This is a genomic window from Parabacteroides goldsteinii, assembly GCF_020091425.1.
Taxonomy (GTDB): Bacteria; Bacteroidota; Bacteroidia; order Bacteroidales; family Tannerellaceae; genus Parabacteroides; species Parabacteroides goldsteinii.
In genome coordinates, this window is record NZ_CP081906.1 from 3,101,323 (window position 1) to 3,115,796 (window position 14,474).

A 14,474-nucleotide genomic window follows, 5' to 3' on the forward strand; every position below is an offset into this window, starting at 1 on the left:
GAATATAGAATAATGATTAGTTAGCAGATAACGAATAGGGTTTGTCGTCCCCGGTAAATACACGCTTCTTATTCGGTGAAGAGGTCATTTCAAAAGTCAGCTCTCCCCCATTCATAATATCTTGTTGCGTAATATAGGCTTTTGTATACGGTTTGCCGTTCAGACGGACAGATTTGACATAGCGGTTCTTATCGCTGACCTTATCCGCCCTGACTTCAAAAGTCTTCCCGTTTTCAAGCGATACCTTCATATAAGGCAGGTAGGGAGCACCCAACACATATTGGTCGGTTCCCGGACAAACGGGATAGAATCCCATAGCCGACAGGATATACCAGGCCGACATCTGACCGCAATCGTCGTTACCGCACAGGCCGTCGATATTATTTCGGTACATCTTGTTCATGATTTCACGTTGCCAGTATTGGGTTTTCCAGGGTTGGGTAGTCCAGACATACAGGAATGGAATATGGTGGCTCGGTTCGTTGCCATGCACATAGCCGCCTAAAAGTCCTTCTTTGGTAACATCTTCCGTTTCGGCAAAGAACTCGTCCGGCAGATGCATCGTGAACAGCGAGTCGAGTTTGGACACGAAAGACTTGTCGCCTCCCATCAATTGAATCATATTGTTTACGTCCTGAGGGACATAGAAAGAATAGTTCAGGGCATTTCCTTCGATAAACCCTTCACCATGCGTACTCAACAGACTGAAGTTTTCTTTCCAGCGTCCGTCCGAATAACGGGGACGGGCGTAACCGATACTTGTGTCGAACACATTGATATAGTTGGCCGCCCGTTTTTTATATTGGTTTGCCACCCGGTCGTTTCCTGCCAGACGGGCGGTATTATAAATCGTCCAGTCATCGTAAGCATATTCCAGCGTTAAGGAACCGGCACTTCCGTTATGATCGAGTGCAACATATCCTTTTTCCATATATTCCTTCGTTCCGTCATAATAAGGAATGGTAGAACTGCTGACCATCGCTTGCAGGACTTCCTCCTTATCCAGTGGTAATCCTTTTGCCACGGCATCCGCCAGTACGGATACGGAATGATAACCGATCATACACCAGTTTTCATTTGCCATATGGCTCCATACCGGTAACGCTTTATGTACGCTTTGTTCGCAGTGTTTCAGCATGGAGCGGGCAATATCGGTATTTACCTGGCGGTTAATGATATTGAATAACGGATGCAAGGCACGGTAAGTATCCCAGACAGAGAAGACCGTATAGTTTGTAAAATCGTCGGCCTTGTGAATATTTCCGTCCAAACCGCGGTACTGCCCGTCGACATCGGTATAGACACACGGATTAATCATGGTATGATACAAAGAGGTATAAAGCATAGCCAGCTGGTCGTTGTTACCTTTTGCCTCTATGCTGGAAAGTTCCTTGTTCCAGGTATCCGAAGCCTTTGCCGCCAATTGGTCGAAGCTGTAACCGGATGCTTCCGCACGAAGATTCTTCAGGGCACCGTCGGTACTCACACCGGAAAGGGCTACCTTGACTTCTAATTCTTTGGAGGTTGCCGGGTCGAAATCGAAATAGGCTACGATCTTCCGTCCGCCGATATCCGGGAAATTCTCTTTCATATTGAATTTGCCGTAACCGCCACGGTAATTCACTTTCGCCTTTTCCTCGCAACCATAATGAATGACAGGTTTGGAGAAAGACATCGCAAAATAGGTGTAATTGGTCCGTGCCCATCCGTTTGTTACGCGATAACCGGTAACCAACATATCATTCTCTACGCGGATATTTGTCCACAGGACTTTTCCGTCGTAATTGTAAATACCATGAATCATATCGAGAATAATACGCTGGTTTCCGCCATCGCCGGAAAAAGTATATTTATGAACTCCCACCCGTTTGGTGGTCGTCAGTTGCGCTTTTACGCCATAATCGGACAACATGACTTCGTAATAGCCGGGACGGGATATTTCTGTGTCGTGTGAGAAACGGGAACGGTAACCGCCGTCCGGATCGGTCGCTGTTCCGGGATTCAGTTTCAGGCTGCCGGTGGCCGGCATGATCAGTATGTCCCCCAGGTCGGAATGACCGGTTCCGCTGAAATGCGTATGACTGAAACCGACGATACTGCTGTCCTTATGCTGGTATCCGGCACAATATTCATAGGAACGGGGTTGATACTTGCCATCGACATTATGCGGGATCGTGTCGGTATCCGGACTTAGCTGCACCAGTCCGAACGGCACGCAAGCACCCGGAAACGTATGCCCCATCCCGTTTGTTCCGATGATCGGATTGACAAAGGATACTTTCTCCTGTGCCCACAGCGTTCCACCTGCCAGCGCAGCAGACAGAAATAAGGCTAAACATCTTACAGATTTCATAGGTATGTAGTATTTATTTATTCTTTTGTCAGAAACACCTGGTATTCATTCCACATGCTTTCAATACCGGATTCTTCGCCGAAAATACACTTGATCGCCTTGTCGAAACTCCACACATCCAGATCGCGGACGGTCAAATGGAATTTACGTATGGCATCCGGGTCTTTTGTTTTCAGCCACTGGATAAAGAAACCGGTCGTACGGTAACCATCCATCCAGTTACCACCCGGCTTACGGGTACTCATATCGAAAAACCCGGACTCTGCCCGCACGGCATCCGCCATTCCTTCTATACAGGCCCAAAATTCTTTATTCGTCGAGTATGAACCAATCCCTTTCGGTTCGAACTGGTACGCATGGACCAGCTCATGATATAAGACACCGCGTGTTTCAAAGTCGAGCTTGTAAAGTGATTCGTTCGCCAACTTCTCGATATGGCGGGTACTGTATTCGATATAAATAGCCGGAGGATTCCCGGATTTGGCAGAAACGCCATCATAATCCTTCAACGTATAATGAATGGTCTGAACATCATTCATGGTATCTTTCGCCGTATAGAAAAGAATTTCCGCCACCTTGCGGGCGTGGTATTTCAGGTAGGTATCCGGGTCTTGTACAAGGTCTGCATAAATAACTGCACCTTTTGTTTCCGGAGCCAGTACTTCAAAGTCTACTGCGGGATATCTGAAATCTTCCCAGTCTGTAACCAGGTTCTTTTCGGAAAACAAGACATCACCGATCACCAGCGTATCGCTGCCTGCCGTTTCGGCTTCCAGCATATATTGTTTATAATTGGAAGGATTGGTTATCGGACAAAGGATTTCCTGGTAACGTGAACAGAAGCGCTGGTCATTCCGTTCGTCTACCACCACCCAGTTCTTTCCGTCGTAGGAGCCTTTCAGTACCCAGCTTGCCGGGTCATGTACAGGTGATTCGCCTGATGAATAGATTTTATAACTTTGGATAGGAATACTGTATTGAGGATCAAAAACAATCCGATTCAGTTTCCGGGTTCCTGTATAACAAGTTGTCGGGTCCCCATCCGACAATTCAGGTACATTCACCGAAATATTTTCCCGACATGCTGAAAGCAAAAAACTACCAACTACAATTACAAATATATTAATGCAACACAACTTCATAAAATTAAAACAATAAAGTATTCACTATCCAAAGTATAAAACAACTCCCTGATACACTCCCGCCTCAAATGCCAATCAAGCGAAGTGTTTCTATTCATTGCTCAAATCATTCTGTATTCATATTAAAAAGCATTATCGGGTTTCACAAATCTGAATGCAATATTACCGGATTGTTCTTTTTCCGCATTACTACTGGAATACCAAAAGAGTGTCACAATATGCACCCGGCACATTATGACACTCTTTTGGCAAATCAGGACACTCACGGGATAATGGTTGAAATCAGTACTTTCCACCGGAAGTTTTACATATTCCTGTCGGAATCACTTTTATCTCCCCGGAAGTTTTACTTTTTGCTTATTGCGGTACTCGGTAGGCGTCTGATTATATTTGGCAGCAAATTCCCGGTAGAAATAAGACCTGTTCGAAATGCCGACTTTATAGATAATTTCCTGTACGCTCAGATTAGTCGTCACCAATAACTGCGCAGCATAATTAAACCGGTAATCCTTGATAAAATCGGAAGGAGTGAGCGGAGATATCTTCTTGAAACGGCGGTAAAGCGACCGGGTATTCATGCCCATCTTTTCGGCTATCAGCTCCAGGCGCAGGGTTTCCTTATCGAGATTTTCCCGGATAATGGCAGTTACGGCATCCATAAATTCTTTATCTTCCTGATGAATCAGCTGTCCGCCGGATTGTTCGTAGGCGCTCTCCGGTGAATAGTAATAATCTTTCAGTTCTTTTTTACTCGTCATCAGCCGGTTGACTACGGAGCGGAGCACCACCGCAGAAAACGGCTTGGTCAGGTAGGCATCTGTCCCCAGGTCGAGCCCTTCCGCCTGGTCGTGTTCCGATATTCTGGCAGAAACGACTATCAACGGAATATGGCGGGTAAACTTATCCGATTTCACACGGCTGATCAATTCCATCCCGTCGATCTCCGGCATCATAATATCTGTAATAATCAGGGCCGGCGTTTGTTTTTCCATCAAACGGATCGCCTCTTCCACACCGTAAGCCTCCACTATCGTATAAGCCTCAGATAAAGATTCCTTAATCAACCAGACAATATCCTTATGATCGTCCACCACCAGGACACAGGGTTTATTCTCCGGAGAAACAATTCCCGGCAATCCGGTTTCATCAATGGGAGACGAAAGGACAGGCACCGTTTCCGGTTCCTCATTTTCCGGTTCGGCTTCCTCCTCCTCAGCTTCCAGGTGTGGCAAGCGGACAATAAATTCGGCAAACCGGCCTTCTTCACTTTTCACCTCTATCGTGCCATGCAGGGATTGTACGATACTATGACAGATAAACAATCCCAGTCCGTTCCTCGACGTTGTTTGCGTATAATTGTTTCCCTCCAGGTCGCCCAATATACGGTAACGGTCAAAAATAGTCTTCAGGTCTGTTTCGGATATTCCTTTGCCTGAATTATAGACACGGATTATCAAAGACTCATTTTCCGTAGTAGCCGAAATACGTATTTCTCCGGCTTCATCCGAGTATTTAAAAGCGTTGGAAATCAGATTGACCAATATCTTCTTTAATCCGGTAGGGTCTGTATTCCAGTAAAGCTGATCCGGAAGAGACAACACGAATTTTATCCCATTCTGCTCGGCTATAGGGGTAAATGACTCGTATTGCCTGCGGATAATATCCGGGACAGAGATGCGCCTGATACTGAAATAATTCAGCCCAGCCTCTTCTATCTTACGGAAATCCAGGATTTCCTGAATCAGTTCATTCAAGCTCGCTACGTTATCCCTCAATATGCGGATATACCTTTTCAGTTTGTTGTCGGAAGTATTTTCGGCATAGGTTTGAATATAGTCCCCTACTCCGTTGATTAAAGTCAGCGGGGTACAAAGTTCGTGGGTGATATTGGCAAAGAAGTTCAGTTTGGCTTCGTACAGCTTTTCTTTCTGTTCTTCATGGATTTTACGGGCCACCTGTTGTTGTTTTTCAGCGATACGCCGGTTGATCCAATAAACCAGCACGCCTGCAAAGAGGATGGCCAGAAAAATATAGACCGCTATCGCCCAGGTACTGAGATACCAGGGAGGAAGTATTTTCAACGGTAAAAGATATTCCCGCGCATTAGAATCGTAAACATCGTTTTTATAACGGACTTTCAGGGTATAGTTTCCGTAAGGCAGCTTGGTAAACGATATTTCATTGCTCTTTTGTAATTCCGTCCAGGCCGTATTATAATCTTGCAACAGATAAGAATACTCATAATTGTCACCATGAATATAGTCGGTGGCAACAAATGAAATGGTAAAAGTCGAAACGTCCGGAGGAATTGTTACAGGGCCGGGATTCGCATCCGCATAATCGTAAAGACTGATGGTTTCGTCTCCCATCTTCAACTCAAAGAAATGCAGGTCGGGACTATAGCTTTCCTGCCGGTCGTTTTGCGGGTCGATCCATACCAGCCCATCGACGCCCCCGAAAAACAGACGTCCGGTATAAGGGCATTTCCAGTAAGCGTCGTCGGAAAACTCCGTAACCATCAGTTCCTGGCTCCCATAATTATGGAAAAAGTTATTATGCGGGTTATATTTGGTTAGTCCCTTATTGGAGCTCAACCAGATACATTTATCTTTATCCTCCAATATGCCATGAATCATATCGTTGCTGATGCCGTCACTCCTGTCGTACTGCCAAAATTCACACGTCCCCGCCTGATCGCATTTCATCCGCGTCATGCCGGAACTGGCTCCCAGGTAAAAGGTCGAATCGCTGCTATAACACAGACTAAGGACATCACCGATCGCCTGGTTAGCCGAATTGTTCATCGACATAAAATCATACTGCCTCGTGAGCAGGTCGAAACGTGCCATCCCATATCCTCCGCGGCTTCCCAGATACAGGGTGGATTTTCCGTCATAATACATAGAATAAAATTCGTTACATATCTTTCCGTCCTTTTCCAGCAGGTAAGACTGAAGATACTTAACCGTCAGACCAGATTTATCCCGTTCCAGAACAACCTCGATCAACCCGTCGCCTGTCGTTGCCATCCAAAGCGTCGAATCGTTTATCTCACAGATAGAATGAACATATCTTATCCGGGTATCTATCTTGCTGGGAAGCGTATGGACTTTCTCATCCTCATAAGAATAATAAGAAAGGCCGGGGCCGTCTGTACCAATCCACACCAGGGGATGATACAGGCTTTTGAAAAAGCAATAGACCCGGTTGTTAGACAGGCCGTCTGCCGTTGTATAACGGGCGATCCGGTCTAGCGGGATCTCCCCTTTTGCATAGGAATCATACTCTTTTATACGAACAAAGCCATCCCCTTTCGTTCCGAACCATAGTGTCTTATCTTCATCCGTATAAACGGAACGAACCGGATTGAGCATTACAAAAGGTAAATCTTCCAACGCCAATCCGTCAAAACGTTCATATTTATCGTACAACATTCTGAGTCCCTGCCCATCCGTACCAATCCAGAGTATTTGTTGTTTCTTGTCTTTAAACATACTAAAGACACCGATATTCAGATCGATAGCTTCTTCCGGTTTATCAGGATCAAGCAACAGGCCGTTCCTGAACACCAGATACAGTTTCGACTGAAAAGAGACTACACGGGCTACCTTACCATATTTTTCCATCCATCCGGAAAGATCAGACAAGTATGTTTCTTTGTTCTCCTCCGTCCGGTATCGGTACAGTTTATTATCGGCATCGACATAATAAAGAACGTCCTCTTCATAAAAAGCCTGTTCTATCGGTTTATCATGTATCTTGTTTTCCTTTGTCTGTATAGTTACAGGCAGTTTTGAATAATCCGGAATGAGTTGCTTTAAAACCCCGTCTGCCGAGAGAAGATAAAAACATCCTTGCTCGCCTGCAAATAATAGCCTTGCTGTTTCCGGTGTTATGTCCCGCGTATAAATGTCCTGAAAGGATGCTGTACGGGAAGTATGACAGGATATAAAATTCTTCCGGCTGACAACCAGGGTATTTTCTAAAGAATCCGTTGCAATAAGAAGACATTCGGGATATTCAGGATATGATTCGGTCACTTTACGGTCTTTCAGCGAAAACCGGTTCAGCCCCATCGAAGTAGACACCCAGAGATACCCGGGACCGCCGTCAGAGATTTTATTGATAATGTTACTGCAAAGGGTATTCTTATTATCCGGTTCAAAACGATAGACGTACGTATTTCTCCCGTTGAACAGGTTCAGGCCATCGTAAGTTCCGATCCACATATAACCGCGATCATCCTGATATATATCGATAATTGCATTATTCGACAGGTCGATATTTGCTTTATGCAGCGAAACCGACGCCTCCCCGCCAGGTAAAGCACAAAGCAAAAACAAGCAGAGTATCATCAATTTCATACATAAAAGCCGTAGCATTGTCCGTTTGTTATTATTGGTCCGAGTCATAGTATTAATATTAGTAGAATAATCTCCCGATAACTGCCGGTAAACCCCGGTATATCGATCAGGCAACAAATATAATCCATCTTTTCGGTAATATTAGAACTTTTTAAGCCTAAAGAAATAAACTATAATTAATAAAACGATAACTTCGCGAATCACAAGGTGATGACATCGTTTTAACACATATAATATATGAAAAAGTATCTTCCATTGGCTGCCTCCGCCCTGCTTCTTGCAGCTTGCAGCGAAAAACCGGGTTACGAAATAACCGGTACAGTTTCAAACGCCGATCTGAACGGAAACTACGTATATCTTTATGAATACGGAAAACCGGACGTTTTACCTTTCGACAGTGCGCTGGTAGAAAACAATGCATTCAAATTCAAAGGTACCCAGAATGAATCGCAAATTACGATCATTCAGTTTTCGCCCGACGTTGTCAAGACTGAACGCGGTATGGCAACTCCGTTCAAGACAACGTTTACACTTGAAAACGGCAAACTCACTATCAACCTGGATACCTTGTCAATCGTAACCGGTACCCCGGCCAACGATGCAGAAAAAGCAATGAAAGATAGTCTCAAGCCTTTCATTGACGAAATGGGAAAACTCGGAGATGAGATCCGCTCCGAAGACAAAGCAATTGCGGCTGCGGCTGAAAAGAAATATGATGAAATCAGCGACAAAATAACCAAAGCCGTATGCAATTATATTCTGGCTCATATGGACCAGAAAATGTCTGCCAAATATTTATACGAAAACCGTTACAACCTGAGTGAAGAGCAGCAGAACGAAATACTGTCGAAAGCCGACTCTACCTTTAAGGCACAGCCGAATATCGACAAAATGATCAGCCACCTGGAAGTTCTGAAAAACGTAGCCGTCGGCAAAAAGTTTACTGATTTCGAAATGGCTGATCCGAAAGGCGAAGTACATCAATTGTCTGAGTTCGTCGGTAACGGTAAAGTTGTCCTTATCGACTTCTGGGCTTCCTGGTGTCCTCCTTGCCGCAAAGAAATGCCGCATCTGGTCGAATTATATAAACAATATAAGAATAAAGGATTCGAAATCGTCGGTATCTCTTTGGACAGCAAACCCGAAGCCTGGGCAAAAGGCGTAAAAGACCTGAATATTACCTGGACACAGCTTTCCGACCTGAAAGGATGGCAGAATGCCGGTGCTGCTTTATATGGTGTCAACAGCATTCCTCATACCGTACTGGTCGATAAAGACGGCACGATCATCGCCAAGAATATCCATGGTGAAGAGATAGATGCCAAACTACAGGAAGCACTTAAAAAATAAAAGAGAATGATATGTCTGCCCAAATCACTCTCGACTGGAAAAAGGATTCGACCTTTGAAACCCAGATGGATGGTCATACGGTGACAATCGATACCAGCAAAGAAGACGGCGGCACCGGTTCCGGTGTCCGCCCGAAAGCCTTGATGCTGGTTGCCCTGGCCGGATGCAGCGGGGTCAATGTGATCTCTCTATTCAAGAAGATGCGAATCGGTTTTGAAAAACTATCTATCGACGTCAAAGCAGAGACAACCGATACCGTGCCGATGCTTTACTCGGCATTTTTCATCACTTTCCACGTAACCGGTAAGGCAGAGGAAAGTGCCCGGATTGAAAAAGCAATCCGATTGTCGCAAGAGTACTGCGGTGTTTCGGCAATGATGAAAAAGATAGGACCTGTCACTCACCGTATCTTGCTGAATGGCTCCGAACTGAATATTCAGCCAACCGATAAATAACGAACTTAGCGTCTTGCATGGCTGGATTAAAAATTTTATCTTTGTGCGGTTTTTAAAGAAAGCGATATTACATAGAAATTAGGAAAAAGTTTTATTATCACTTTAATATAATAAATTAGCGATTATGATTTATTCACATGAAGTTCAACACATGTGTGTTGTAAAGAAGGGAGCCAACCATCCTTGTGCTCCGATTCCTGAAGAAGGAAAATGGGTTAGATCTACTCAGATCACTGACATCTCAGGTTTGACTCATGGTGTGGGTTGGTGTGCTCCTCAGCAAGGTGCATGTAAACTGACACTGAACGTAAAGGAAGGAATCATTCAGGAAGCGCTGGTAGAAACTATCGGTTGTTCTGGTATGACTCACTCTGCTGCAATGGCATCAGAAATCCTTCCGGGCAAAACACTTCTGGAAGCATTGAACACTGACCTTGTTTGCGACGCTATCAACACAGCTATGCGCGAATTATTCCTGCAGATCGTTTACGGACGTACACAGTCTGCTTTCTCTGAAGGCGGTCTGCCTGTCGGAGCCGGTCTGGAAGACTTAGGTAAAGGTCTGCGTAGCCAGGTTGGTACCATGTTCGGTACATTAGCCAAAGGTACCCGTTACCTGGAAATGGCTGAAGGTTACTGTACTCGTATGGCATTGGATGCTGACGATCAGGTAATCGGATATGAATTCATCCACCTGGGTAAATTCATGGAAATGGTAAAGAAAGGCATCGATGCTAACGAAGCTCTGGAAAAAGCTAAAGGTTCTTACGGTCGTTTCAAAGAAGCTGTAAAATATATCGATCCTCGTAATGAATAAGAAAACACTGACACGCGTCCTGACCGGGCTGATCATTCTGACTGTTATCGCGACGGTAATCACCTACTTCGTCATGAAGCCGGACCGTCCCTGGATGGCATTCTATATGGCCTGTTGCGGCGGTGTGCTTGTTTTCAACTTTCTAATATCTTTATTCCTGGTAAATAAGAATTTAAAAAAGTAAAAATAATATGGCTTTATTTGAAAGTTATGACCGTCGTATTGATACTATCAACGCGGTTTTAAAAGAATATGGTATCAACGGTATCGAAGATGCAAAAGCTATCTGCGACGCTAAAGGTATCGATCCTTATACAATGTGTAAGGAAACTCAACCTATCTGTTTCGAAAATGCATGTTGGGCTTACGTTGTAGGTGCTGCCATCGCTATCAAGAAAGGTTGCACAAGCGCTGCTGACGCTGCCGAAGCTATCGGTATCGGTCTGCAGGCATTCTGTATCAAAGGTTCTGTTGCTGACGACCGTAAAGTAGGTATCGGCCACGGTAATCTGGGTGCACGTCTGCTTCGCGAAGAAACAAAATGTTTCGCTTTTTTAGCTGGTCACGAATCTTTTGCTGCTGCTGAAGGTGCTATCAAGATCGCTGAAATGGCAAACAAAGTACGTAAAGAACCGCTTCGCGTTATCCTGAACGGTCTGGGTAAAGATGCTGCTATGATCATTTCTCGTATCAACGGCTTTACTTATGTTCAGACTCAGTTCGACTATGCTACAGGTGCTTTGAACGTGATCAAAGAAACTCCGTATTCTACAGGTCTCCGCTCAAAAGTAAAATGCTACGGTTGCGACGACGTTCGTGAAGGTGTTGCTGTAATGCGTGCAGAAGGTGTTGACGTATCTATCACAGGTAACTCAACTAACCCGACTCGTTTCCAGCACCCGGTAGCCGGTACATACAAGAAAGAATGTATGGAAAACGGTCACAACTATTTCTCTGTTGCTTCAGGTGGTGGTACAGGTCGTACTCTGCACCCGGATAATATGGCTGCCGGTCCTGCTTCTTATGGTATGACAGACACTATGGGCCGTATGCACGGTGACGCTCAGTTCGCTGGTTCTTCATCTGTTCCTGCTCACGTAGAAATGATGGGATTCCTGGGTATGGGTAACAACCCGATGGTAGGTGCTACGGTCGCTGTAGCTGTTGCTATCGAGGAAGCCATGAAGAAGTAATTAGATTATTACTGATATATAAACTCCTGTAATCGTTAGGATTGCAGGAGTTTTTTTGTTTATGGGAATATCTTATACACTTCTTCTTTCTTGCTAATCAAATACTCCTTTAAACAACAAATCTTCTTTGTAAAGCATTGGGATTGGTATATAGGAAATACTCAAAATCTCTTCTATCACCTTCTTTCTTCCATAAGAAAGACACACCGTTTTTCTCTTCCGAAACAAGTAAAATAGAAGATGTTTTGCAGCCAAATCACAGCCATTTTCCATTTTTCCAAAAATGGCTGCAAATTTCAATATAACAATTTAACATACAACATTATACACATTATTAAAAGAACTTCTAAATGTCTAATTTTAAAGATTAAACAAATGATTAGAAGTTCATTTTCTGTTCTCTTCTTTATAAGAGAAAACAGGGTTAGAAAAGACGGTACAACAATTATTGAAGTATTGATTACCGTAAATGGTGAAAGATGTGGCTTTTCCACAGGTAAGAAGGTAAAAGCAACTTCTTGGGACAAGATCAAACAACAAGTAAAAGGTAAAGATGAGGAAGTCAAAAGCCTCAACAACTATCTGAAAGCCGTAAAAGCCAAACTGTATCAGAAAGAAGCGGAATTGTTGGATAGAGGTTTTATCATTACTGCCAAACTTCTATGTGAGGCATTTCAAGAAAAGATCGAATCTCTGAAAGAGAAAAGTTTATTTGAGGTCTTTATAGAACATAATAAGGAACAAGAAAAATTAATCGATAACGGAGTTTCCAAAGCAACTTATTGGATTTCTGAATATACAGTAAGATTGCTCAAAGAGTTCATGCTACAAAAATACAAAAGAGAAGATATGTATTTACGTGAACTCAATTTAAACTTCATACAGTCGTTTCATTCATTTTTGAAGATAGATAAGGGCATGTGCCAAAACTCATCTACAAAACATTTGAAGCTACTAAAGAAGATAATCAATCTGGCTGTTGCAAATTCGTACATATCTTTCAATCCCTTTGCCACATACAAAGTGGAACGAGAAGCAGTTGAAATTGACTTTTTGGACGAAGAAGAACTCAGGAGAATTATCAATTTCGATACCCCTTTACCCCGATTGGAGAAAGCCAGAGATATGTTTTTGTTTGGCTGTTTCACTGGATTGAGTTATATAGATGTGAAAACTCTCACCACCGCACATTTTGAAAAAGATCAGAATGGAAGAATTTGGATTAAGAAACGAAGGATCAAAACAGGCGTTCTTTCCAGAATCCCATTATTGCCAATGGCTAAAATGATTTTAGAGAAATATAAAGGCAGTGACAAACTATTACCTATCCAAGATCCAGCAGATATAAATAAGTATCTGAAAGACATTGCAATACTTTGCAATATCAATAAGCGGATAACCTATCACACAAGCCGTCATACCTTTGCAAGTACGGTAACTCTTGCAAATAACATTTCTTTGGAAGTTGTTTCTAAAATGTTAGGACATACAAATACCCGTATGACTGCTCATTATGCAAAACTTGTGGATGAAAGTATCGCTAAACAAATGGATCAACTTACTAATATTTTCAACGAATAAGACAGCGCAGAAAGAGTAACACAAATTTATCTGGATAGCTTTGGCAATGATCAGATGGATGATGCCATGAAGAACCTACTTTAAATAAAAATAATCTCATTTGCAGTAATGCAAGTGAGATTATTTTTTACTTTTACATACATAAACTGAATAACAATGGCTACTAATACAACACTCATTCCAATAATTCTACCAGACTTTAGACGAGTTGAACCGTTAATGATAAAATACTATGGTTTCAACCGATATATGTTGCGCCATGAAGTAGATGCATTACATCAAGCACATAAATATAAACTGGATGATTTCACAGATGGTAAAGACTTATCACCATATAAAATAGAAAGCTCCCTGATGCATGAACCTATTGGAGCGACAGCATTTGATGTTGAACGATATACTCCCAAAAAGAAAGATGAATTTATAAACCATCAAGCTGTCATATTTGATTCCAATTCTACATTATACATATCCGTTTCCAATGATAAGCTAGTAGACAATATACTAACACTTGCTGATAATTTCGGTTTAATGCAGGACATTAACGATGATGTAATGTATGTACTTTTATGGATGGCTGCTATTTATGATAAATATAAACATAATCGTTTCGTACATTCTGACGATATTGAAAACAGCTATGGTTCGTTAGCCTATGCCAAATACGTACGTCCAGAAATGTTACAACTGTATGAATTTCTGAAAACAAGCAAATTAACCAATTTGCAGATCAAAAGCCCCAACAGTTCTGTTACAATACCCAATTCGGAAGCATGGTTGACAACTCTGTTAGAGGACTATCTGGATATATACTTAGGAGTAAACGATCTGGAAGAAGCGCAAAATGAACTTAAATTCACCTATGGTAAAAAAGCTGGCAGAAAGTTTGATGATCCAGCTTTTAACATTATGACAATGGGGACATTCAATATACTACAACATTCCAGTATTGCGTCTACAAAAGCAGGCACAATCACAAATCAACAATGTGATTTCATTCTTGAATATCTTGATATATTGGACTTTTTCAAAGATGATGATAAGAAAAATGATATGAACTACATACGCTCCATTATATCTATAATGAAAAAACAAAACTTTACTCCAAAATGGGACTATCTGCTTAACTTCACACTCAAACGCTCACCTAATAATCCAACAAAAAGTTATTATTGGTAATTTTCTAATACGAAAAACCATTTAAAGAATTAAACCACAA

At 42.7% G+C, this 14,474-nt stretch carries 10 protein-coding genes; 7 read left to right on the top strand and 3 right to left on the bottom strand.

From position 1 onward, the window contains the following. Positions 1-16: 16 nt before the first annotated feature. The 3 genes from K6V26_RS13845 to K6V26_RS13855 all read right to left on the bottom strand — a co-directional run bounded on the left by K6V26_RS13845 (position 17) and on the right by K6V26_RS13855 (position 7,877). Complete coding sequence (locus tag K6V26_RS13845; protein WP_122327245.1) at positions 17-2,353, bottom strand: GH92 family glycosyl hydrolase; 2,337 nt, start codon at positions 2,351-2,353, stop codon at positions 17-19. Between the two features lie 17 nt (positions 2,354-2,370). Next, positions 2,371-3,495: a basic secretory family protein gene (locus K6V26_RS13850; RefSeq protein ID WP_224265627.1), complete on the bottom strand. Its 1,125-nt coding sequence runs from the start codon at positions 3,493-3,495 to the stop codon at positions 2,371-2,373. A gap of 329 nt (positions 3,496-3,824) precedes the next feature. Next, entirely contained in the window at positions 3,825-7,877 is a 4,053-nt protein-coding gene (locus tag K6V26_RS13855; RefSeq protein ID WP_224265628.1) for a hybrid sensor histidine kinase/response regulator transcription factor, read from the bottom strand. 219 nt (positions 7,878-8,096) lie between these two features. On the opposite strand from K6V26_RS13855, the gene K6V26_RS13860 reads away from it, so the two are divergent. The 7 genes from K6V26_RS13860 to K6V26_RS13890 all read left to right on the top strand — a co-directional run bounded on the left by K6V26_RS13860 (position 8,097) and on the right by K6V26_RS13890 (position 14,434). Then, positions 8,097-9,209 (top strand): TlpA disulfide reductase family protein, encoded by a 1,113-nt coding sequence (locus tag K6V26_RS13860; RefSeq protein WP_046144960.1) that lies wholly within the window; start codon positions 8,097-8,099, stop codon positions 9,207-9,209. Between the two features lie 11 nt (positions 9,210-9,220). Next, complete coding sequence (locus tag K6V26_RS13865) at positions 9,221-9,664, top strand: OsmC family protein (protein WP_007658683.1); 444 nt, start codon at positions 9,221-9,223, stop codon at positions 9,662-9,664. A gap of 124 nt (positions 9,665-9,788) precedes the next feature. Then, positions 9,789-10,481, top strand: coding sequence for an iron-sulfur cluster assembly scaffold protein (locus K6V26_RS13870; protein WP_007658684.1), 693 nt, complete (start codon positions 9,789-9,791; stop codon positions 10,479-10,481). Beyond that, positions 10,474-10,665 carry a hypothetical protein gene (locus K6V26_RS13875; protein ID WP_007658685.1) on the top strand — a complete coding sequence of 64 codons (192 nt, stop codon included), beginning with the start codon at positions 10,474-10,476 and terminating at the stop codon, positions 10,663-10,665. Before K6V26_RS13870 ends, K6V26_RS13875 begins: the two co-directional genes overlap by 8 nt. A 7-nt stretch (positions 10,666-10,672) precedes the next feature. Continuing rightward, entirely contained in the window at positions 10,673-11,674 is a 1,002-nt protein-coding gene (locus tag K6V26_RS13880; RefSeq protein WP_010802532.1) for a GGGtGRT protein, read from the top strand. Positions 11,675-12,049: 375 nt separating this feature from the next. Continuing rightward, positions 12,050-13,255 (top strand): site-specific integrase, encoded by a 1,206-nt coding sequence (locus K6V26_RS13885; RefSeq protein ID WP_224265629.1) that lies wholly within the window; start codon positions 12,050-12,052, stop codon positions 13,253-13,255. Between the two features lie 156 nt (positions 13,256-13,411). Further along, positions 13,412-14,434, top strand: coding sequence for a hypothetical protein (locus tag K6V26_RS13890; protein WP_224265630.1), 1,023 nt, complete (start codon positions 13,412-13,414; stop codon positions 14,432-14,434). Positions 14,435-14,474 lie beyond the last annotated feature (40 nt).